At 73.2% G+C, this 20,156-nt stretch carries 16 protein-coding genes, 1 pseudogene and 1 riboswitch; of the genes and pseudogenes, 10 read left to right on the forward strand and 7 right to left on the reverse strand.

The features are described 5' to 3' along the window. Window positions 1-59: 59 nt before the first annotated feature. The 6 genes and pseudogenes from ACFRMQ_RS10310 to ACFRMQ_RS10335 all read left to right on the forward strand — a co-directional run bounded on the left by ACFRMQ_RS10310 (window position 60) and on the right by ACFRMQ_RS10335 (window position 6,039). The gene (locus tag ACFRMQ_RS10310) at window positions 60-485 is read left to right on the forward strand and encodes a hypothetical protein (RefSeq protein WP_380729017.1); all 426 of its coding nucleotides are present in this window, start codon (window positions 60-62) and stop codon (window positions 483-485) included. 162 nt (window positions 486-647) lie between these two features. Next, a pseudogene (locus ACFRMQ_RS10315) lies at window positions 648-1,544 on the forward strand (NAD(P)-dependent oxidoreductase); the annotation flags it as partial. A 112-nt stretch (window positions 1,545-1,656) separates the two neighbouring features. Then, window positions 1,657-2,235 (forward strand): NAD(P)H-dependent oxidoreductase, encoded by a 579-nt coding sequence (locus ACFRMQ_RS10320; RefSeq protein WP_380729019.1) that lies wholly within the window; start codon window positions 1,657-1,659, stop codon window positions 2,233-2,235. A gap of 306 nt (window positions 2,236-2,541) precedes the next feature. Beyond that, window positions 2,542-3,708, forward strand: coding sequence for a PT domain-containing protein (locus ACFRMQ_RS10325; RefSeq protein ID WP_380729021.1), 1,167 nt, complete (start codon window positions 2,542-2,544; stop codon window positions 3,706-3,708). A gap of 213 nt (window positions 3,709-3,921) precedes the next feature. Next, window positions 3,922-5,145: a hypothetical protein gene (locus tag ACFRMQ_RS10330; protein ID WP_380729023.1), complete on the forward strand. Its 1,224-nt coding sequence runs from the start codon at window positions 3,922-3,924 to the stop codon at window positions 5,143-5,145. A 120-nt stretch (window positions 5,146-5,265) separates the two neighbouring features. After that, a complete protein-coding gene (locus tag ACFRMQ_RS10335) occupies window positions 5,266-6,039 on the forward strand; it encodes a MerR family transcriptional regulator (RefSeq protein ID WP_380729025.1) in 774 nt (257 codons plus the stop codon). Between the two features lie 31 nt (window positions 6,040-6,070). Here the strand turns inward: ACFRMQ_RS10335 and ACFRMQ_RS10340 are convergent, their stop codons facing one another. Beyond that, window positions 6,071-7,252, reverse strand: a complete 1,182-nt coding sequence (locus ACFRMQ_RS10340) for a helix-turn-helix domain-containing protein (RefSeq protein ID WP_380729027.1) — start codon at window positions 7,250-7,252, stop codon at window positions 6,071-6,073. Between the two features lie 297 nt (window positions 7,253-7,549). Between ACFRMQ_RS10340 and ACFRMQ_RS10345 the strand changes: the two genes are divergently transcribed. The 3 genes from ACFRMQ_RS10345 (at window position 7,550) to ACFRMQ_RS10355 (ending at window position 11,062) form a co-directional block, all read left to right on the forward strand. Continuing rightward, a complete protein-coding gene (locus ACFRMQ_RS10345; protein ID WP_380729029.1) occupies window positions 7,550-8,164 on the forward strand; it encodes an RNA polymerase sigma factor in 615 nt (204 codons plus the stop codon). After that, complete coding sequence (locus tag ACFRMQ_RS10350; RefSeq protein WP_380729031.1) at window positions 8,161-9,573, forward strand: hypothetical protein; 1,413 nt, start codon at window positions 8,161-8,163, stop codon at window positions 9,571-9,573. The genes ACFRMQ_RS10345 and ACFRMQ_RS10350 overlap by 4 nt, the downstream gene beginning before the upstream one ends. 259 nt (window positions 9,574-9,832) lie before the next feature. Then, entirely contained in the window at window positions 9,833-11,062 is a 1,230-nt protein-coding gene (locus ACFRMQ_RS10355) for a hypothetical protein (RefSeq protein WP_380729033.1), read from the forward strand. 99 nt (window positions 11,063-11,161) lie between these two features. Here the strand turns inward: ACFRMQ_RS10355 and ACFRMQ_RS10360 are convergent, their stop codons facing one another. Continuing rightward, window positions 11,162-12,661 (reverse strand): aminopeptidase P family protein, encoded by a 1,500-nt coding sequence (locus tag ACFRMQ_RS10360; protein WP_380729035.1) that lies wholly within the window; start codon window positions 12,659-12,661, stop codon window positions 11,162-11,164. A gap of 126 nt (window positions 12,662-12,787) precedes the next feature. Next, window positions 12,788-14,275 (reverse strand): PP2C family protein-serine/threonine phosphatase, encoded by a 1,488-nt coding sequence (locus ACFRMQ_RS10365; protein ID WP_380729037.1) that lies wholly within the window; start codon window positions 14,273-14,275, stop codon window positions 12,788-12,790. 613 nt (window positions 14,276-14,888) lie between these two features. Here ACFRMQ_RS10365 and ACFRMQ_RS10370 point away from each other — a divergent pair. After that, window positions 14,889-15,521, forward strand: a complete 633-nt coding sequence (locus tag ACFRMQ_RS10370; RefSeq protein ID WP_380729039.1) for a bifunctional DNA primase/polymerase — start codon at window positions 14,889-14,891, stop codon at window positions 15,519-15,521. Between the two features lie 218 nt (window positions 15,522-15,739). Here ACFRMQ_RS10370 and ACFRMQ_RS10375 read toward each other — a convergent pair whose 3' ends face one another. The 4 genes from ACFRMQ_RS10375 to ACFRMQ_RS10390 form a co-directional block, all read right to left on the reverse strand. Continuing rightward, entirely contained in the window at window positions 15,740-16,723 is a 984-nt protein-coding gene (locus ACFRMQ_RS10375; protein WP_380729041.1) for a DUF5926 family protein, read from the reverse strand. Between the two features lie 69 nt (window positions 16,724-16,792). After that, window positions 16,793-17,212: an ATP-binding protein gene (locus ACFRMQ_RS10380; RefSeq protein WP_380729043.1), complete on the reverse strand. Its 420-nt coding sequence runs from the start codon at window positions 17,210-17,212 to the stop codon at window positions 16,793-16,795. Window positions 17,213-17,618: 406 nt separating this feature from the next. Continuing rightward, window positions 17,619-18,443 carry a glycerophosphodiester phosphodiesterase family protein gene (locus tag ACFRMQ_RS10385; RefSeq protein ID WP_380729045.1) on the reverse strand — a complete coding sequence of 275 codons (825 nt, stop codon included), beginning with the start codon at window positions 18,441-18,443 and terminating at the stop codon, window positions 17,619-17,621. Window positions 18,444-18,528: 85 nt separating this feature from the next. Then, window positions 18,529-19,971, reverse strand: a complete 1,443-nt coding sequence (locus ACFRMQ_RS10390; RefSeq protein WP_380729047.1) for a purine-cytosine permease family protein — start codon at window positions 19,969-19,971, stop codon at window positions 18,529-18,531. Next, window positions 19,964-20,108, reverse strand: a riboswitch (TPP riboswitch). Its footprint overlaps the gene before it by 8 nt. Window positions 20,109-20,156: the final 48 nt, after the last annotated feature.

Below are 20,156 nucleotides of genomic sequence, written 5' to 3' on the forward strand. Positions count from 1 at the left end.
CGGGATGACCCTTCGAAAAGCCGCTGCCGCTGTCAGTGGCGCATGGCAGGCTTCCCGGTATGACGGCGTGGACCCTCAACGACATCGAACGTGCGATCCGCTCCTCCTGGGGCGTCGACACCTGTGCGCCCGAGGATCTGGCCCACTGGCGGCCCGACAATCCCGCTCGCGGCCAGTGCGGGGTGACGGCGATGGTGGTGCACGACCTGCTCGGTGGCGAGCTCATGATGGGCGAGGTGTACGTCGACGGCGTGCGGACGGATCTCCACTGGTGGAACCGCTTCGCCACCGGCTTCGAGATCGACCTCACCCGTGAGCAGTTCGGGCCGGACGAACTGGTCGGCCCCGGCCGCCCGGTCGCCCGCCCGGCCCGGCCCGGCCGGCTCCAGGCCCAGTACGAGCTGCTGCGCGGCCGGGTGGTCGCCGAACTGGAGCGCGGCGCCGTCGCCGACCGCACCCGGAGGCCGGCCCGCGCCTGCGCGTGAACCGTGCGTGCGCGTGAGCCGCGCCTGCGCGTGAACGGGTCGCGGGTGAGCGGCTCGCGCGTGAGCCGTGCCCCGCGCGTGAGCGGCCGCGTTGCCTCGGATCGAACCGCCCGCTCCTGACATACAGTTCGGTCGCGTAAGAGCGGCGACGGCGAGGAACGAGGGAGCGCGCGGATGACCGGGCAGACGATCGGCTTCGTGGGACTGGGCGCGATGGGACGGGGCATGGCCGGCAGCCTGCTGCGGGCCGGCCACACCGTACGGGTCTGGAACCGTTCGCCCGAGCCGGTGGCAGCCATGGTGGCCGAGGGCGCGAAGGCCGCCGGCTCGCTCGCCGAGGTGTTCGCCGCCGACACGGTGGTCTCCATGCTGGCGAACGACACGGCGGTCGAACAGCTGCTGCTCGATCCCGCGTTGCTGGCCGGCGCCACGGCGACCCTGCACGTCAACATGGCCACCATCTCGCTCGCCCTCGCCGAGCGCGCCGAGGCGCTGCACGCCGAGCACGGCATCGGCTACGTCGCCGCTCCCGTCCTCGGCCGTCCGCCGGTCGCGGCGGCGGGGCGGCTGAACATCCTGGTCGCGGGCGCCCCCGAGCTGCTGGACCGGGCCGAGCCGCTGTTCGCCGCGATGGGCGAGCGCATCTGGCACTTCGGTGAACACCCCCGGCAGGCCAACACGGCCAAGATCAGTGCCAACTTCCTGATCGCCTGCGCGATCGAGTCGATGGCGGAGGCGTGCAGCCTGGCCGAGGCGCACGGCGTCAGGCCGACCGACCTGGTCGAGATGCTCACCGGCACGCTCTTCCCCGGGCCGGTCCACTCCGGCTACGGCGCGATGGTGGCCGAGCGCCGCTACGAACCGGCCGGGTTCCGGCTGCCGTTGGGGCTCAAGGACGTCGGTCTCGCGCTGGAGGCGGGGGCCGCGCGCAACGTCCCGCTGCCGTTCGGCAGCATCCTGCGGGACGCCTTCCTGGACGCGCTGGCGCACGGTGACGGGGACAAGGACTGGGTGGCGGTCGCCGCCGTCGCCCGGCGCCGGGCCGGACTGCCCGACTGAACTCCGCCGACGCCGACACCGACGCCGAGTCCATAACCGGGCCCGGAATACATCGACGTTGGACGATTGCTCACTCCTGCGTTCGCACCGCTCGTACGACGGAGGAGTTCTGATGACGGATCAGCTGTCGGGCGCCGATGCGCCGCGTCGCTTCCTGTTCCTCGACGCCAGCGCGCGCCCCGACGGCAACTCGGTCCGCCTCGCCCGTCTGGCCGCCGAGTCGAGCCTGCCGGCCGGCGCCGAGCAGCGGTGGCTGCGGCTGGACGACCACCCGCTGCCGCCCTTCCGGGATCTGCGGCACATCGGTGACGGCGGCTACCCCGAGCCCACCGGGCACGGACGGGCCCTGTTGGACGCCACCCTGGCGGCCACCGACCTGGTCTTCGTCGCGCCGCTGTACTGGTACTCGCTGCCGACCAGCGCCAAGCTCTACCTCGACCACTGGTCGGCCTGGCTCCGGGAGCCCGGGGTGGCGTTCCGTGACGGGATGCGCGGCGGCACCATCTGGGGTGTCACCGTCCTCGCGGGTGAGGGCCACCTGGCCGAACCGCTGATCGGTACGCTGCGGCTGACCGCCGAGTACATGGGGATGCGCTGGGGCGGGGTGTTGCTCGGCAACGGCACCCGCCCGGGGGACGTGCTGGGTGACGAGCGGGCGCTGATCGCGGCCAAGTCCTTCTTCGAGGGCTGATCCCCGGCGAGGCCGCTGCCGGGGGGTGTGAGGTGCCGGGGGTGTGAGGTGCCGTCGTCCGGGCGTGTACCCGTCACCGACCGGTGACGATCAGGCGAAGAGCAAAAGCCGTATGGGCAAACAGAGTTGGACGATTCGGGCATGCTGCTCCCGCGTTCGGGTCACAGCGTGCCACCCGCCTTCCGGGTCGGTCGGATCGTTCGGTACTCTCCGTCGGACTTTCAGCTTCGCGGGGGGTTCGCGGCGTTCACGGCTGCCCCCTCGTGCCTTCCCGGGCCTCGCCCGGACACTTCCGTGAGGTCTCCCTTGTCCATACGTCGCAGTCTTGCCCTTGCCGGAGCCGCCGCGCTCGCGTCCTCACTCGTGCTGGCCGGCGCCCAGGGCGCCATGGCCGTCGGCACCCCCGGCACTCCGTCCGCCACCGCCACACAGGCGGACAAGGCGTCGCACGCGAGCCTCGACCTCTCGCTGGACGGCGTTCCCGGCACCTTCATCGCCGGTGGTGACGCCCGTGAGTTCACGTTCGAGATCGAGAACCGGACGAAGCACGACTTCGTCTTCATCCCGCTGCTCAAGTTCAAGAACAAGGCGGGCACCCTCCAGGCGAAGGACCTCAAGGTCCAGTACAAGCTGCCCAAGGGCCAGTGGCAGACCGCCGTGGTCGCCCCCGACAAGAGCGGGGAGAAGAACACCTCCGTCCTGATGATGCTCGGGACCCTCGACGGGGACGGCAACCCGGTCGCCGACGACCTGCTCGGGGTGAACCGCGGCAAGCACGTCCCGATCAAGGTCCGGGCCTCCTTCACTGACGGCTCCCCGCTCGGCCGGGCCGGCGTCGTCCCGGTCGTCTTCGCCGCCCAGCTCGACGACACCAGCCACCAGCCGGTCGACAACGGCCACCTCAGCTGCGACGGCGGTGTGGGCTTCGTCATCAAGGCGCCCGGGGGCGGGGGCAAGCCGACCCCGACGCACACCGGCAAGCCCAGCCCGACGGGCAAGCCCAGCCCGACCGTCAGCAGCTCCCCGTCGGCCAGCAGCTCCCCGACCGCCGGCAACTCCCCGTCGGCCAGCCCGACCGTCGCGCCGACGGAGCAGCCGACGGAGCAGCCGACCGAGAAGCCCACCGAGAAGCCCACCGAGAAGCCCACCGAGAAGCCGACTGAGAAGCCGACCACCCCGGCCACCGGCACTCCCTCCGGCTCGGCCACCACCCCGGCCCCGGCCGAGAGCAGCGGTGACACCTCGGGCCCGATCGACTTCCCGGTGGAGCCCCCGGTCATCACCCCGCCGCCGCTGACCCCGGGCGCCGTCGACAAGGCCAAGTCCGCCGCGGACGACGACGACAAGGCCCTGGCCCAGACCGGTGGCGGTGACCACACCACCGCCATCGCGGCCACCGGTGGCGCCGTCCTGGTGGCCGGTATCGGCACCCTCGTGGTGCTGCGCCGCCGCAAGTCCGCGCAGCAGGGCTGAGCCGGAGGCACCGACCGGAAGGCGTTGACCCGGAGTCGTTGACCCGGAGTCGTTGACCCGGAGTCGTTGACCCGGGAAGGGCGGCGCCCTCCGGAGCCCGCTCGTGCCGCCCCGCACCGTCCCGTCGGACGGATGTGCGGGCGGCACGGGCGGTTCTACTTCGTCACATAGGATGTCCGGCCGGAGGGGGGCGGAACGGCGGGGAGAGGACAGGTGCGGGAAGCACGCACGGCACGGGCCACCACCGATTACGAGGCGGCGACCGGGCGGATCGCGGGACTGCCGCTCCGGAGGCACCACATCCTGCTGACGGCCTGGACGGTGCTCTGGTTCTTCCTGGTCGAGCCCAGCGGCGGCTTCTCCTGGCACTACCTGCGCCAGGGCGAGCAGCTGCTCTTCAGCGACCAGCCCGACGGCGGCCTGTCGCTCTACGCCCACCACCCGGAGCTCCAGATCGGCCCGGTGAGCCTCGCCGCGGCCAGGCTCACCGCCCCGTTCGCCCCGCACACCGGCGAGCTGATCGCGGAGGCGGTGAGCGCCGGGCTGGGCCTGGTGATGCTGGTCGTGATCGGCCGCACCGCAGCCCTGTACTACCTCGGGACCGGGATCAACCACCGGCGGCTCCAGCAGCGCCTGCTGATCGCCGGGCTGGCCTTCATCCCGATGTGGGTCGAGGTCTCGGTCCGCTTCGCGCACCTGGACGACGTCCTCGCGCTGTTCTTCACCACCCTCGCCGCGCACGCCCTGGCCCGCGGCAAGCCCGTCCAGGTCGCGGTCTTCCTGGCGCTGGCGGTGGACTCCAAACCCTGGGCGATAGCCTTCGCTCCGTTGATCCTGGCGCTGCCCCGGCCCGCCTGGCTGCGCACCGCGCTCTGGTTCTGCGTCCTGGTGGCGATCGCCTGGCTGCCGTTCTACCTGGGCAACCTGGACACCATGGCGGCCGCCAAGTTCACCATCCCGAACCAGCCCGCCTCCGCGCTGCGCTGGTTCGGGGTGACCGACCCGGCCACCCCCTGGTGGGACCGGCCGACCCAGTTCGCGCTCGGCATCGGGCTCGGCTGCGTCGCCGTCTGGCGCGGCCGCTGGCCGGCCGTGGTGCTGCTGGGCGCGGACGCCCGCATCCTGCTCGATCCGAGCGTCTACACGTACTACACGGCCTCGATCCTGCTCGGCACCCTGCTCTGGGACGCGGTCGGGCAGAAGCGGCTGGTCCCGTGGTGGAGCTGGATCGCGTTGGCCGCGCTGTACGGCGGCACGCTGTTCCTCCCGTCCGACGCGGCCCGCGGCTTCGTCCGGCTCGCCTTCGTGGTGGTCTCCGCCGGGTACGTGCTGTTCTGGCCCACCCAGCGGTCCCGCCGGCGGCGTTCGGGATCGTCGGGTGGCGTCGACGACGCCCCGGCCGGGCACCGGGTCCCGGAGCCCGCCCGTACCGCCTGACCCCGGCGCCACCCGTCCCCCCGGCGCCACCCGTCCCCGGCGCCACCCGTCCCCGACGCGACTTGACCCTCACGCGACGTGAGAGCCGAGGGTGGTGGTCAGCACCAGGGAGGAACTCCGATGACCAGTGAGGGCTACTCGGTCGGGGCCGTGGCGAAGATCGCCAAGGTGACCGTCCGCACCCTGCACCACTACGACGAGATCGGCCTGCTGTCCCCGGCCGGCCGGACCCGCTCCGGCTACCGCCGGTACGTGGACGCCGACCTCGACCGGCTGCAGCAGGTGCTCTTCTACCGTGAGCTCGGCTTCGCCCTGGAGGAGATCGCGGCGATCCTGGACGACCACTCGGTCAGCCCGAGCGAACACCTCCGGCGGCAGCACCGGCTGCTCAGCGACCGGATCAGGCACCTCCAGGAACTCGCCACCGCCGTCGAACACGCCATGGAGGCACGGAGAATGGGAATTCAGCTGACCCCGGAGGAGAAGTTCGAGATCTTCGGCGAGGGTTACCAGGAGGACTGGGAGCAGGAGGCCGAGCAACGCTGGGGAGACACCGAAGCCTGGGCCGAGTCGCAGCGCCGCACCGGCGGCTACTCGAAGGCCGACTGGCAGCGGGTCCAGGCCGAGATGACGGCGCTCAACACCCGTCTGGCCGCGGCGATCACCGCCGGCGAGCCCGCCGACGGCGAGGTGGCCACCGGCCTCGCCGAGGAGCACCGGCAGCACATCTGCCGCAACTTCTACGACTGCACCTTCACCATCCACCGCGGCCTGGCCTGTCTGTACGTCTCCGACCAGCGCTGGACCGACACCTACGAGGAGGTCGCGCCGGGCCTGGCGCGGTGGCTGCACGACGCGATCCTCGCCAACGCGGACCGGCGCGAGCGGGCGTAGGGCACGTTCCCAGCCTCACGGGTCAGTACACCTAGGCCGCCCCGCGCCCGAAGGAGCGCCGGTAGGCGGTCGGGGAGGTGCGCATCACCCGGCCGAAGTGGTGCCGGAAGGTCGCGGCGCTCTCGAAGCCGACCGCCGCGGCGACCTCCTCCACCGTCCCCTCCGGGGACTCCAGCAGCGGCAGGCTGGCCGCGATGCGCTGGGTGACGACCCAGCGCATCGGGCTGGTCCCGTTGCGGGCGGTGAAGTGCCGCAGGTACGAGCGGTCCGACATCCGGGCGGCCCGGGCCAGCAGTGAGATGGTCAGCGGGGACGACAGGTGGTCCAGCGCCCACTGCATGCTGCCGGCTATCCCGTCCTCCTCGTCCTCGACCGGGCGGACCGCCGCCTCGATGAACTGGGCCTGCCCGCCGTCCCGGTGTGGTGCGACCACGAAGCGGCGGGCCACCGCGTTGGCCACCTTGGCACCGTGGTCGCGGCGGATCAGGTGCAGGCAGAGGTCGATGCCGGCCGCGCTGCCCGCGCTGGTGAGGACGTCGCCGTCATCCACGTAGAGCACGTCCGGGTTGACCCGCACCCGCGGGTACCGCTGCTGGAGCAGTTCGGCGTACCGCCAGTGGGTGGTCGCTTCCCGGCCGTCCAACAGCCCGGCGGCGGCCAGCGCGAAGGCGCCCCCGCAGATCGACACGATCCGGGCGCCGCGCCCGTGCGCGGTGCGCAGCGCCTCGACCAACTCGGGGGAGACGCCTCCGGCCTGGCGGCCGGGAGGTGCCCCCACGCCACCGAACGCGTTCGGCACCCCGGGGATCACCACGGTGTCGGCCGCGGCCAGTTCGTCCAGCCCGTGCCGGGCGGTCAGCGCGAAGCCGCCCACCGCGTCCAGCGCCGTCCCGGGCCGGTCGGCGCACACCTTCAGCCCGTACCAGGGCGCCGCCAGCAGCCCGGTCAGCTCGGGCCGGGCCAGCCCGAACACCTCGACCACCACGCCGAGTTCGAACGGTGCCATGCCCGCGAAGGCGTACACCGCGACGTCGTGCACGGGCTCCGGGCGCCGGCCGATCCTGACGGGTACCGGCCGCGGGCCGGGGACGCCGGCCGCCGTTGTCGTTGTCGCGGTGCCCGCCACCGTGCCCGCCGTCGCCGTCGCCGTCGCCGTGCCGACCGCCGTGCCGGCCCCGGCACCGACCGGACCCTGGACGTCCTGCTCGGCCATGCGAAACCCCCTGCTCACGGGTGGCGGAATGCCGGTGAGTGTAGCCGTCCCGGCCGTCCCGGAAATTTCTTCGAATCCACCTGCAACCTCCGCCCCCGCCACACGTCCATGGAGGTGGGGCGGAAGGAAACGGACCCGGGGCGACTGGAATGATCCTTCCGATCACGATCTTGATCAGATGACCTGACGAGGCGGCCGATGCCGCCACCGTCCCGGGGGAAAGCGGAATCGCGCATGTCCATGGCCATCGGGCCGACCGCCGTGCCGACAGGGGGGCGTGGCTTCTCCATCCGAGGGATGGCCGCCGCGTTGTTCGGCGCGCAGGAAGCCGGCGAGCCGCTCGCCGGTGTCGTCACCGAACAGGAGGCGAAGCAGCGCCGCTCCGGCTTCCGCCTGTTGCGCGGAGGCCGCAAACCGGCCGAGGACCGGCCCACCCTGACCGACCTGTACCACGCCCACCGGCTCGGCCTGGTCCGGATGGCCGTCATGCTGGTCGACCACCAGGACCTGGCCGAGGACGTCGTCCAGGACGCCTTCGCCCAGCTCTACCAGCGCTACGGCGAGGAGCTGGACGACCTGGACAACGCGCTCGGCTACCTGCGGACCTCGGTGGTCAACGGTGCCCGCTCGATGCTGCGCCGCCGCAAGACGGCCCGCGAGTACGTACCGCCGCACGTGGCCGACGCCCCGTCCGCCGAGGACCACGCGGTGCTCAACGACGAGCACCGCCGGGTACTGGTGGCCCTGCAGGAGTTGACTCCCCGCCAGCGCGAGGTGCTGGTGCTGCGCTACTGGTCCGACTTGTCGGAGGCGCAGATCGCCGAGACCCTGGGACTGTCCCGGGGTGCCGTGAAGTCCACCGCCAGTCGCGCACTGGACGCCTTGGAAAAGCATCTGGAGAAGGTTCGATGACCGACAAGCTACCCCGCCGCATCGGCGGCGACGGCGACGGGCCGGCCGAGACCCCGACGGAACGGCTGCTCCGTGAGGCGTTGACCGCGCGCGCCTCGATGGTCACGGCGAACAGCCTGCGTCCGGCCGCACCCCCGAAGAGCCGGATCCGCCGGCTGCGCCCGGTGTACGCGGTCACCGTGCCGCTCGGCCTGGCCGCCGCGATGGCGATCGGCGTGCTCGGCTTCCACGGGGAGCCGGTCGCCAAGGACCAGGTCCCGCCGCCGGCCGCGACCATGACCACCTCGCCCAGCCCGACGCCCGAGCCGACCGGCGAGCCGAGCCCGACGGTCGCCCCCACCGAGACCGGCGCCCCCACGGAGGCGGCGACCGAGGTCCCGCTGGCCGACGCCGGGTCCGCCACTCCCCGGAACACCAACCCACCGGTGAGTCCGGCGAGTTCGTACAACCTCCGGGGCGTCAAGTTCAAGGTGCCGGCCGGCTGGAAGGCCGTGCCGGTCTCGGCCGACCGGGTCTGCGTCCTGAGCCCGGGCGTGCCGACCGAGCCGCAGGAGGGCTGGTCGCAGCAGCAGTGCGAGCCGTACGGCGTGCTGGTCGTGGCCTACAACAGCCCGGACGAGATCGAGGGCGGCGCCTGGCCCACGATGGCCGATCTCGGCTCCGAGTCGGGCTGGGGCCACCAGCCGAACTGCCCGGTCTGGGGCCACCCGTACTTCCCCGCCAACGGCTACTCCTCGGTCGGCGCCGCGGTGCGGACCAGGGACATCGTGGCCGGGAAGACGATCGACAAGACGCAGTGGCAGGTGACCTGCCAGCCGGGTGACGCCTTCACGGCCCAGATGTGGGGGCTCAACTCGGACCAGGTGTACATCGTGGCGAACGGGCTGAAGCCCGACTACCAGCCCGCCCTGGTCTCGATCCTCGACACCCTGGACGTCAGCGGCCACCAGCCGCCGTCCTCCCAGGCGGCGACGCTCGCCAACTCCGTCGGCATCTCCGTGGACGGCCTCACCACCGGCCAGCAGCTGCCGAACGACGGCACCGCGACGACGTTCTCGGTCACCTTCAAGAACACCGGCAAGACCACGTACGCCCAGGTGACCCCGCACGTGGTCGCCGAGTCGTACGGGGGCAGCCAGCCGGCCGTGCACGGCACGCTGGAGCGGCAGGACGGCGGGACCTGGACCCCGGTGGACCTCAACCGGCCGGTGGCGGGCAAGCCCGCAGTCGACGGGAGCTTCGCGCTGGCCCCGGGGCAGAGCGTGACGCTGAAGTACCGGATGAAGCTGACCAAGGAGGACGGCGCCGGAGTGATGCCGGTGACCGCGGAGGCCCTGGTGATCCCGGCCGAGGGGATGCCCCAGACCGTCGGCACCCGGACCGTTCCGGTGCGGGTGGTCGTGAAGTAGCCTGCCGCGGGTCGTCGTCGAGGCGCCGTGGCCGGGGGTTTCCCCTGGTCGCGGCGCCTTCGGCGTTCCCGGGGGAAGTGCGCGGAAAGTTTTTCGAACCCGGCCGCAACCCCTCGGGGGGATGGACGTCTATGTCAGTGAGAGGCGGGGGAGCGGCCGGCGAGGAGCCGGGGGGCTCGGGCCGACTCCACGGGGCGCGACAGTGGGCACCCGTTCTTTCGAATCACACCATCAGCTTGTCCTATGGGGGGACTCTCACATGAACGCGTCCGTTATCGCCCGTATTGCGAAGATCGTCCCGCTGGCCGTCGTCGCCGCCGTCGGTATCGCGGCCTGCGGCCCGACGAACGACGGGGCGTCCGTCGCCGCCTCCGCCCCGGTCACCACGCCCGCCGCCACCTCGTCGGCCACGCCCGGCGCGGGCGCCGTCCCCGCCCCCACCGCCCCGGCCGCCACCACCCCGGCTCCCACCGCGTCGGCCACGGCCGAGACCACCGCCGGGACCGACGCCGGGACCGACGCCGGCACCAGCGCCGGCACCGCCAGGACCGACGCCAAGGCGGCCGCCAAGGGCGCGGCCGAGCCCGTCCGCGCCAAGCCCACCACCCCGTCCGGCGGAAACGGAAGCGGAAACGGAAACGGAAACGGAGGCGGCATCGGGATCAGCTTCGGCGGCCTGAACGAGGGCGGGAAGATCGAGCTGGGTGAGCTGGTGTCCTTCTCCGTCACCTGGAAGAACAACGACGCCTCCGGCACCCGCGCCATGGCCCCGGTGGTCTCGACCCAGCAGGACGAGGGCGCGCCCTGCAACCAGGTGGTCGCGATGGCGGACGGCACCCTGGAGCGCAAGGACGCCTCCGGCTGGAAGACGCTGGACCACCTCAGCCAGGGCGGCGGGATGGACTACGCGGGCACGGCCAACGACGCGGCCTTCACCCTGGCCGCCGGCGAGAGCCGGACCGTCGAGTACCGGATGCGGCTGTCCCTGGCCAACCGTCCGGGGCGGATCACGATCGAGGCGGACGCCCCCGTGCCGAACTCCAAGAACTACCTCGACATGGCGAAGGCCGAACTGAACGCCTCGGTCGTCGACCACCACAGCCCGGAGATGGTCTCGGTGACGCCGCCGGCCAAGGGCGTGGTCACCACGGACCCGATCCCGTTCGGCTTCCGGGTCTCCTCGCCGGACGGCGCCCAGGGCCTGCGCCCCCGGGTGGCCGTGTGGAGCGTCGAGGGGCTGACCTCGGACGACGTCACGCTGGAGGCCCTGGTCGGCGATGTGTGGAAGCCGGTCGAGCTGAAGGACGACTGCGGCCCGGTCGCGGTCGTCCCGAACGTGCCGGGCGTCCGCGACGGCAACACGGTCGAGTACACCTTCCGGGCCACGTTCAAGAAGACCCCGAAGTACGACGTGGACATCCGGGTGAGCGCCGAGGCGAACGGCCACAAGTCCGTCGAGCGGTCCGTCTTCGGGCGCGACGGGCGCTGACACCGCGGGCCCGCCCATGACCGAGGGCCCGTCCATGACCGAGGGCCCGGCCTCCCACTGCTCGGGAGGCCGGGCCCTCTCACATGACCGCTACGGCGCTCAGGCCAGCGAGGCCATCCAGGCCTCGACGTCCTCGGCGCGGCGGGGCAGGCCGGCCGAGAGGTTCTCGTTGCCGTCGGCGGTGACGAGGATGTCGTCCTCGATCCGCACGCCGATGCCGCGGTACTCCTCCGGCACCGTCAGGTCGTCCTGCTGGAAGTACAGGCCGGGCTCGACGGTCAGCACCATGCCGGGCACCAGCAGCGCGTCGACGTGCTCCTCACGGCGCGAGTGGGCGCAGTCGTGGACGTCCAGACCGAGCATGTGGCCGGTGCCGTGCAGGGTCCAGCGGCGCTGGAGGCCGAGCTCCAGGACCTTCTCCACGTCGTACACCGAGGCGTCCAGCAGGCCCCAGGCGAGCAGCCGCTCGGCCAGCACGCGCTGCGAGGCCTCGTGGAAGTCGCGGAAGCGGGCGCCGGGCCTGACCGCGGCGATGCCGGCCTCCTGGGCGTCGTACACCGCGTCGTAGATCCGGCGCTGGAGCTCGGTGAACCGGCCGTCGATCGGCAGGCTGCGGGTGACGTCGGCGGTGTAGAGGGTGCTGGTCTCCACGCCGGCGTCCAGCAGCAGCAGCTCGCCGGGGCGCACGTCGCCGTCGTTGCGCACCCAGTGCAGGGTGGTGGCGTGCGGGCCGGCCGCGGCGATGGTGCTGTAGCCGACGTCGTTGCCCTCGACCCGGGCGCGGCGCCAGAAGGTGCCCTCGATCCAGCGCTCCGAGGTGGCGACGGCCTGGCCCAGCTCGCGGACGACGTCGGTGAAGCCCTTGACGGTGGCGTCGCAGGCGGCGCGCAGCTCGCCGATCTCCCACTCGTCCTTGACCAGCCGCAGGCCGCTCAGGAACTCCTTGAACTCGGCGTCCTTGCCGGCGTCCAGGGCGTCGGCCAGCGCGGCCTCCAGGCCGGCGTCGTGACCACGGACGATCCGGGTCGGCACGGCGGGGTCCGCGGCCTTGGCGGCCAGCGTCTCGGCGGCCTCGCGCACGTCGAGGGCGGGCAGGCCGAGCAGCTGCTCCTGCTCGCTCAGGCTGTGCCGGCGGCCGACCCACAGCTCGCCGTAGCCGTCCAGCCAGAACTCGCCGTTCTCGCGGTTCGAGCGGGGCAGCAGGTAGAGCGCGAACTCGTGGCCGGCCGTGCCGGTCGGCTCGCCGACCAGCACCGCGTCCTCGGTCTGGTCGCCGGTGAGGTGGACGTACTCGCTGGCGGCGCGGAAGGCGTAGTCGCAGTCGTTGGAGCGCACCCGCAGGTTGCCGGCCGGGACGACCAGGCGCTCGCCGGGGAAGGCGGCGGACAGCTTGGCGCGGCGCTCGGCCGCGTACCGGGCCTGGGCGACGGGCGCGAGGCCGTGCAGCTCGGTGTCGGCCCAGCCGGTCTTCATCGAGGCGGCCAGCTCGTCGGAGATCTCGCCGTAGAGACCGTTCTTGCGGCCCACGAACTGCTCCGGCTCCTCGCCGCCCTCGGCCTCGGGGTTCTCGGCCACCGCGGGGGTACGGTCCTCGCTCACGTGCAACGCCTCCTTGGGGGGTGGTACCGCCGCCCGTCGGGGGAGGTGTCGGATCGCGACACGCGCGGGCGGCCGTGCGTCCATGGTACGGACGCCCGGCCGCCCGGACGCTCCGGGTTCGAACTGCTACGCGAAGCGCGCCGCCAGCAGCATCAGGTCGTCGGTGGCGGCGGTGAGCGCGCCCGGGGCCGGGCAGACGGCCAGCAGGTGGGCGCAGAGCCGGTCCGGGTCGATCCGCACGTCGCGCGGGGCGTCGGCGGCGGCCCGGCGCAGGTTGGCCTGCCCGGCGTGCAGGGTCGGGCCGCAGCGGCGGGCCAGCCCCTCGGTGTAGAGCAGCAGGGTGTCGCCGGGCTCGGCGGTGAACTCCACCCCGGGGGCCTCCCAGCAGGTCAGCATGCCGAGCGGGGCGGAGAGCGAGGTCTCCACGAACTCGGCGCCGTGCCGGCCGACCAGGACCGGCGGGCAGTGCCCGGCGCCGGCCAGGGTGACCCGGCGCTCCTCGGGCTCGACCCAGGCGTAGACGGCGGTGGCGGTGCGGGCCGGCTCGGTGGTCTTGAGCAGCAGCTCCAGGTCGCCCAGCACCGAGACCGGGTCCTCGCCCTCCAGCACCGCGTACGCCCGCAGCGCGGCCCGGACCCGGCCCATCGCGGCGGCCGCGCCGGGGGCGGAGCCGGGGCCGGCGCCGGGGCCGTCGCCGGAGACCGAGCCGACGGTGAGGCCGAGGGTGCCGTCCGGCAGCGGGATCGCGTCGTACCAGTCGCTTCCGGCGGAGTGCTCCAGCCCGGCCGGGACGAGCCGGGCGGCCAGCCGCAGTCCGGCCGTGTGGGGCAGCCGGTCCGGCAGCAGGCCGCGGCGCAGCGCCTCGGTGGTGCGCGCGATCCGGTCCGACTCCAGCTGCTTGGCGAGCAGCGGGGAGGCGATCTCGCAGTAGTGGCGGGCCAGCGAGCGCTGGCACTCGGTCGGTTCGGCGGGCTCGTCGTAGAACCAGAGGGCGGCGGCGAGCGGGCCGTCCTCGTCGGTGGCGAGCGGCAGGCCGAAGGCGCCGCCGAGGCCGAGGTGGACGGCGAGCTCACGCAGCCGGGGGCCGATGGCCGGGTCCTCGGCGAGGTCGCGGGAGTGCAACTGGTCGGGTCGGTCGTGCTCGCGCAGCAGCCGGGCCAGCAGGCTCTGCTCGGCCGGGACGGTCTCCAGGGCACCGAGGCTGGCGCGGTCGAGGGCGAGGCCGACCGGCTGTCCGGGCCCGCCGCCGGGCAGCCTGGTGACCAGCATGCCGCGCCGGGCGCCGAGCATGGTGGCGCCGGAGGCGAGGACGGCGTCCAGGGTGGCGGCCAGGCCGCGGGTCCGGGCCAGCAGCTCGGTGTGCTCGTGCAGGCTGGTGATATCGGACAGGCGTCCGGCCAAACGGTCCTGCACGGCGGCGGAAGGCGCCGTGCGGTCGTCGGACGGGCCGTCCTCGCCGTCCTCGCCGTCCGGGCAGGCCGGGTCGTCCTGGGCGTCGACGGGGCCGGGCGTTCCCGGCGGGTCGAGGACGGTGAGCCCGCCTGCGCAGCCGGGTCCGTCCGGCTCGGCGGTCGGCGTCGACGGAACGGCCGTCGACGGGTGGGACTCGTTCATGCCGCCACTCCTGACGCGGTGCTACGTGCCATGCGAAACCCCCAGATAAGGCCAATGTGGAGCGAGCACGGCCGAAGGGCGTGTTTCGCCTCGATTCGCTACTACTCGTCATTGATCGACAGCAATGCCACCACTTCTACACAGGCCATTCGGGGCATGTCCAGATCCAGGACGGCGCCGTGGCCGTTTCCTCATCCGCCGTGACCCGGCCGGGGCGCACGGGGCCCGCACCCGCGCCGGTGGGGCCGGGAGGCATGGAGCGGGCCGTGAGCGGGCAGAACCGGGAGGACGGTCCGGGCGGCCGTCCGGATCGTATGTCCGTGCCGCCCGCGAGCCGCTCCGGCCGGAACTCTCTCACTCGTACGGTGGAACCAAGCGCGCCCGGGCGGCGTCCATCCGGTCGCGTACGGGATTCTCGTTCCAAGGGCTGTTCCAGTGCGCGGCCCTTTCAGTCGTGCTCCATCCCCGCTCCATGTCGAAGCCGCGCCGTCCGTCCTGCCGCCCGCCCCGCCCGTGCCGCCCGGGGCCGTGCCGCGGCGGGCCCGCGCGGAGGATCCCGACGGACGCCGGCGGAGTGGAGCGAACCGAGCGGTCAGGGAAAGGAACGAGCGCCATGCGTGAGAACCCGAAGGACCGGTCGGAGGCACGTGCCGCCCGACTGGCCGCGGCCCTGACGGCCGCCGTCGAACACCGTTGGCCCGTGGTGCCGGGCGCCGTGCTGCGCGACGGCCGCTGCTCCTGCGGTGACCTGGACTGCGCCGTCCCCGGCGCGCACCCGCACGACCCCTCGCTGCTGGCCGCCACCACGGACGCCCGGATGGTGAGCTGGTGGTGGGAGCGGCGGAGCCCGGACGCGCCGGTGCTGGCCGCCACCGGCTCCGCGGTGTCGGCGGTCAGCCTGCCCGCGGCGGCCGGTGCCCGGGCGCTGGTCTACCTGGGCGCGCTGCGGCTGCGGCTCGGCCCGGTACTGGCGATGCCGGGCCGTTACGCGCTGTTGGTGGCCCCGTACTCGCTGGACGTGCTCGGCGAGATGCTCGCCCAACTCCCTTGGGTTCCAGGCTCGTTGCGCTATCACGGGCCGGGCGGCTTCCTGTCGCTGCCGCCCGGTGGCGCGGCCGGGAGGGTGCGCTGGGTGCTGGCACCGCGGCCGGGCGGCGGCGGCGTCTGGCTGCCGCAGGTGGGGCCGCTGCTGGGGGAGTTGGTGGAGGCGACGGTCCGGCTGGACAGCGGACGTTCGGCCTACTGAGGTCCATCGGAGCGGGGCCGGGTGCCGGCGCCCGAGATCGGGGCGCTCCGGGAAAAGAAAAGATCCGGCCGCTGGCGACGGGGGATGCACCAGCGGCCGGACTCTTTAGACAGTAACAAGGATCCGCGCTCGCGCCAATTTCCAAGACGCCCTGCACGCCCGGAAATTGCGCGTTCACCGCGACAATGTGACGCGTATCACGCCGATCCCCGCGCGCTTTAGTTCAGGGTGACCTGACGGTTCACCAGGTTCGCGCGGGCGCGCCGCTCCTCGGCGGTCAGCGGGGTCCCGTCGGCGAGCACGGCGGCGAGCCGCTCGGCGAACCCGGCGGCCGGCTTCTCGCAGTCGGCGGCGGTCATCGTGAGCGGGAGGTCCCACACCGGGACGGTCAGGCCGTGCGCGCGGAACGAGCCGACCAGGCGGGTGTCCGCACCGAGCGAGGCCTCGCCGGCCGCGTTCAGCCGGGCCAGCGCGTCCAGCAGCTGCTCCTCCGGAACGGTCATCACCCAGCGCAGGTGGTTCTTGTCCGGGGTGCCGCACCAGTACGCGGCGTCCACGCCGGCGAGCTTCTCGGTCGGGATGGCCGAGGCGTTGGCGCGCTCCAGCGAGGCGGCGACCTCACCGGTGGCGGACTCGGCGTCCTCCAGCCAGAACTCGAAGCCGGCGTGCACGGTGGGCTCGAACGCGGCGGTGGCGTCCAGCAGGTCCTGGAGGCGGCGCCCGCCCGGGACGGTCCGGCGGGCCGGCACCGGGCTGCCCGGCTCGGTGGCCAGGGCCAGCTCTAGGGCGTCGGCGAGGTCGCGGCTGAGGTCGCCCGAGGAGGACTGGGTCTGGAGGCCAAGCAGGATCGAGCCGTCCTGGCGGCGCAGGGCCGGCCAGGCCAGCGGCAGCACGGTGGCCAGGGTGACCGACGGGACGTCACCGCTCGCGTCGTCGGCCACCCCGGCGGCCAGCTTCAGCGGCACCGTGGCGGCCGGCACCAGCTCGCGCAGCGCCACCCAGTCGGCCTCGCCCGACAGGCCCTCGAACGGGCGGTGCACCAGCTCCTGCACCGCGTGCGAGGCCTCCCGGCCGTGACACGCCTTGTACCGGCGGCCCGAGCCGCACGGGCAGTCCTCGCGGGCCCCGACCACGGGGATCTCGCCCGTGACGGCGGTGGTGGACTGGCGCTGCGGCGCCTTCTTGGCGGCCTTCTTGCCCATGCTGCGGCTCTCCCGGGAACGGTGGTCCTGTGTTCCGGGAAGCCTAACGACACATTCCCCGCACCCGGCTCACGCGCTACGGGCATCGCCCCCGGTGCGCCGGGCGTGCCGGGCCCGGGCGGGCAGGGCCGCCCAGACCGTGACCTCGCCGGGGGCGTCGCGCACGCCCCAGTCGCTGGCCAGCCGGCCGACGATGCTCAGGCCGCGGCCGCCGCGCGAGGTCAGCGAGGGACTCGCGGGCAGCGGCCGGGTGGTCGCCCCGCCGTCGGTGACCTCCAGGGTGAGCACCCCGTCGGCGTGCATCTGCCAGCGGACCAGCACCCCGCCGTCGGGCACGGCGGAGCCCTCGGCGGACTCCCGGCCGCCCGGGGCGGGCTGCGGCCCGGACGGGACGCCGACCAGCACCTGCCCGAGCACCTCGGCCCGGGCACCGCGGCCCAGGGCCGCCAGCGGACCGAGCGGACGGGCGTACCGACAGGCATTGCTCAACAGCTCGGAAAGGATCAGAACGGCATCATCGATGACCGGTTCCGGTATCTGCCGGTCACCCAGATCTCGACGCAGTCGGCGCCGCGCGACCCCGACACTCGCTGGGCCGTGCGGCACTGCCATGGTCGATGAAGCCGGCACTTCACGCGCCACCATCAACGCCACCCCCGGACCTCCTTCAGCGTTTGCCGAGGGAGAGATGCCCCTTGGTAATGCGTCGGAAACGAGCACCGGGCGATCCCGCGAGTCCATTTCGAACACAGCGACCGACAGTCGACATCAGGTCATTCCGTGCTCACCCTCCGTCGCTCGGGTGAATGAATTCCGGCAATTTCGAGCAAGGAAGGTTTGATTGCCGACCAGAGTGATCGGATCGGACGGCTATCGCGTTCGGTGCGTCGGCGGATCACCGGCCGAGCTGCGCCAGCACCTCCGCGGGCCGGTTGGTGATGATCGCGGAGACCCCGAGTTCCAGGCAGAGCTCGACGTCGGCAGGCTCGTCCACCGTCCACACGTGGACCTCGTGCCCCAGCTCGCGCAGCCGGGTCACCAGCTGCGGGCGGGCCCGCACCAGCTCGATGCCCGGACCGGCGATCCGAGCCCCGCCCGGCAGCGGCGAGCCCGCGCGCAGCCGGCCCAGCAGCGGCAGCTGCCGCTCGAACAGGAACACCCGCCGGTACTCCGGCGCGGCGGCGGCCACCCGGTTCAGCGCGATCGAGGAGAAGCTCATGATCCGGGCGGACGGACGGTCGCCCTCACGGCTCGCGCCGATCTTGAACCGCTCCAGCGTCCGCAGCAGCTCGGCCTCCACCCGGCCGCGGAAGCGCACCGGGTGCTTGGTCTCGATCGCCAGGTCCACCGGGCGGCCGCAGTCCACCACCAGCTCCAGCAGGCGCTCCAGCCGCAGCACGCCGCGCACCTCCGGGTCGGTGCTGGGACGGCCGGTCTTCCAGGCGCCGAAGTCGTACGCCTCCAGCTCGGCGAGGGTCATCGCCGAGACGGTGCCCCGGCCGTTGGAGACCCGGCCGATCCGGCGGTCGTGCACGCAGACCAGCGCGCCGTCGGCGGTGACCCGGACGTCGCACTCCAGGGCGTCCGCGCCCTCGTCGAGCGCGCGCCGGTAGGCCGCGAGGGTGTGCTCGGGCAGGGCGTGGGAGGAACCGCGGTGGGCGATCACCTGGACGGGAGGCGCGGTGCGCGCCGCCGTCGAGGACAGGTCTGGGCTGGTCACGGGCCCAACGATAGGCGGCGGAAGTGACGCGCGGACGAAGACGGCCCCAACCTGTGGGGCCGTCTCGGTCGGTTCTCCGGCCGCCTCAGCGCCGGGCGCCCCGCCGGCTGAGCGGGGTGAGCGCCCAGGTCACCAGGGCCGGCACCAGGAAGGCGAACAGCGAGGCGGAGGTCCACTCCCGCGGGGTGAAGTGCAGCGCCTCCTGGGCGGAGGTCCAGAAGTCCGTCCACCAGCCGGCCACGTTCGTCGGCGCGACGAACTGGTAGACCGCGAAGCCCAGCAGCCACGGCAGCAGCATCAGCCAGCGGGACGGCGCGTCCGCGGAGAGGTCCCAGCCGTGCCGTCCGGCGCCGAGGAAGTAGTCCACCGCGAGCACCGCCAGCAGCGGCACGAACACCGAGCCGATCAGGCCGAGGAAGCCGTAGTAGGTGTCGGTGAACTCGCCGATCCGCAGCGCCAGCACGGTGGTCAGGACGCCGATCGCGCCGGACAGCACCCGGCGGTCCACCTTCGGCAGCAGGTTCTGCACCGACATCGCGGTCGAGTACACGTTGGCGAAGGACTGGTCCGTCTCGCGCAGCACCAGCACCAGCAGGAACAGCCAGCCGGCCCAGACCCCGAGGAAGGAGTCGAAGATCCGGTTCGGGTCGCCGTCCGACTGCAGCAGCGCCATCAGGCCGAGCACGTAGCACCAGACCTGGGCGAGCGTGTAGCCGGAGAAGCTCCCCCAGAACGCCGAGCGCGGGGTGCGCGAGTGCCGGGTGTAGTCGGCGGCCAGCGGGACGAAGGAGATCGACACCGCGATCATCGCGTCGGTGGCGCCCAGGAAGCCGTGCCAGTTGCCCGCGCCCGGGTCCGGCACGCCCTGGCGGCCCAGCTGGACGGTGAAGTACACCATCGCGACCGCGACGGCCCCGGCCACGAACCGGCGCAGCACCGCGATCGAGCCCAGCGGCCAGATGGTCAGCGCGGTGGTCAGCGCGCCCGCGAGCAGGACGAACAGCCAGCGGTAGCCGCTGGTGTGCGCGACGGTCTGGGCGCCCGCCGAGATGGTCAGCAGCTCGAACACGCCCCAGCCGACGCACTGCACGATGTTCAGCACCGTCGGCAGGTACGACAGCCGGGTGCCGAACAGACCGCGCAGGTTCGCCATCGCGGGGGCGCCGGTGCGGGCGCCGATCACCGCGGCCACGCCGAGCATCGCGGTGCCGACCGCCGTACCGACCACGATCGCGGTCACCGCGGCGGCCAGCGACAGCTCGTTGCCGCGGGCGCCGAGCACGGTGGCGGCGGTGGAGAAGCCGATCAGGCTGACGCCCAGGTTCATCCAGAGCGCGAACTGGTCCCGGAAGCGCAGCGTGCGGGGCGGTTCGGTGTCCAGGACCAGGGGGGCCTCGACGTGCTCGGGGCCTTCCAGGACGGCGGTCGCGGCGGTCCCGGTGGGCGCGGTGCCCGCGGGGGGCGTGGCTCCGGAGAAATCCTTGGACGCGTTCGCGTCCGGAGAAGAGGATGGCGAAGCAGGCGGCATGGCCGATACTCCCTACGCCGGCATTACCCGGACAGGTTCCGGCGGTCAGCGCCCCCTCGACCGCCCGTCACTCCGGTGGCGTACGGTCGACATGCGCACTCTCAGCCTGGTGGGTCCAAGCTCCCGCGTGTCAGTTGTGAGCGACAGGCTAACCGGGACGGGGGCGAACCCCCAAGGCCGAGGGG

This window comes from Kitasatospora sp. NPDC056783 (assembly GCF_042789895.1).
In the GTDB taxonomy this organism is placed as follows: domain Bacteria; phylum Actinomycetota; class Actinomycetes; order Streptomycetales; family Streptomycetaceae; genus Kitasatospora.

Bases quoted from the DNA above. Each gene is read 5' to 3' on its own strand.
- ACFRMQ_RS10310 (WP_380729017.1), top strand. From the start codon at position 60: ATGACGGCGTGGACCCTCAACGACATCGAACGTGCGATCCGCTCCTCC.
- ACFRMQ_RS10365 (WP_380729037.1), bottom strand. From the start codon at position 14,275: ATGAACGAGTCCCACCCGTCGACGGCCGTTCCGTCGACGCCGACCGCC.
- ACFRMQ_RS10390 (WP_380729047.1), bottom strand. From the start codon at position 19,971: ATGCCGCCTGCTTCGCCATCCTCTTCTCCGGACGCGAACGCGTCCAAG.
- ACFRMQ_RS10355 (WP_380729033.1), top strand. From the start codon at position 9,833: ATGAACGCGTCCGTTATCGCCCGTATTGCGAAGATCGTCCCGCTGGCC.
- ACFRMQ_RS10335 (WP_380729025.1), top strand. From the start codon at position 5,266: ATGACCAGTGAGGGCTACTCGGTCGGGGCCGTGGCGAAGATCGCCAAG.
- ACFRMQ_RS10370 (WP_380729039.1), top strand. From the start codon at position 14,889: ATGCGTGAGAACCCGAAGGACCGGTCGGAGGCACGTGCCGCCCGACTG.
- ACFRMQ_RS10375 (WP_380729041.1), bottom strand. From the start codon at position 16,723: ATGGGCAAGAAGGCCGCCAAGAAGGCGCCGCAGCGCCAGTCCACCACC.
- ACFRMQ_RS10320 (WP_380729019.1), top strand. From the start codon at position 1,657: ATGACGGATCAGCTGTCGGGCGCCGATGCGCCGCGTCGCTTCCTGTTC.
- ACFRMQ_RS10350 (WP_380729031.1), top strand. From the start codon at position 8,161: ATGACCGACAAGCTACCCCGCCGCATCGGCGGCGACGGCGACGGGCCG.
- ACFRMQ_RS10340 (WP_380729027.1), bottom strand. From the start codon at position 7,252: ATGGCCGAGCAGGACGTCCAGGGTCCGGTCGGTGCCGGGGCCGGCACG.
- ACFRMQ_RS10345 (WP_380729029.1), top strand. From the start codon at position 7,550: ATGGCCGCCGCGTTGTTCGGCGCGCAGGAAGCCGGCGAGCCGCTCGCC.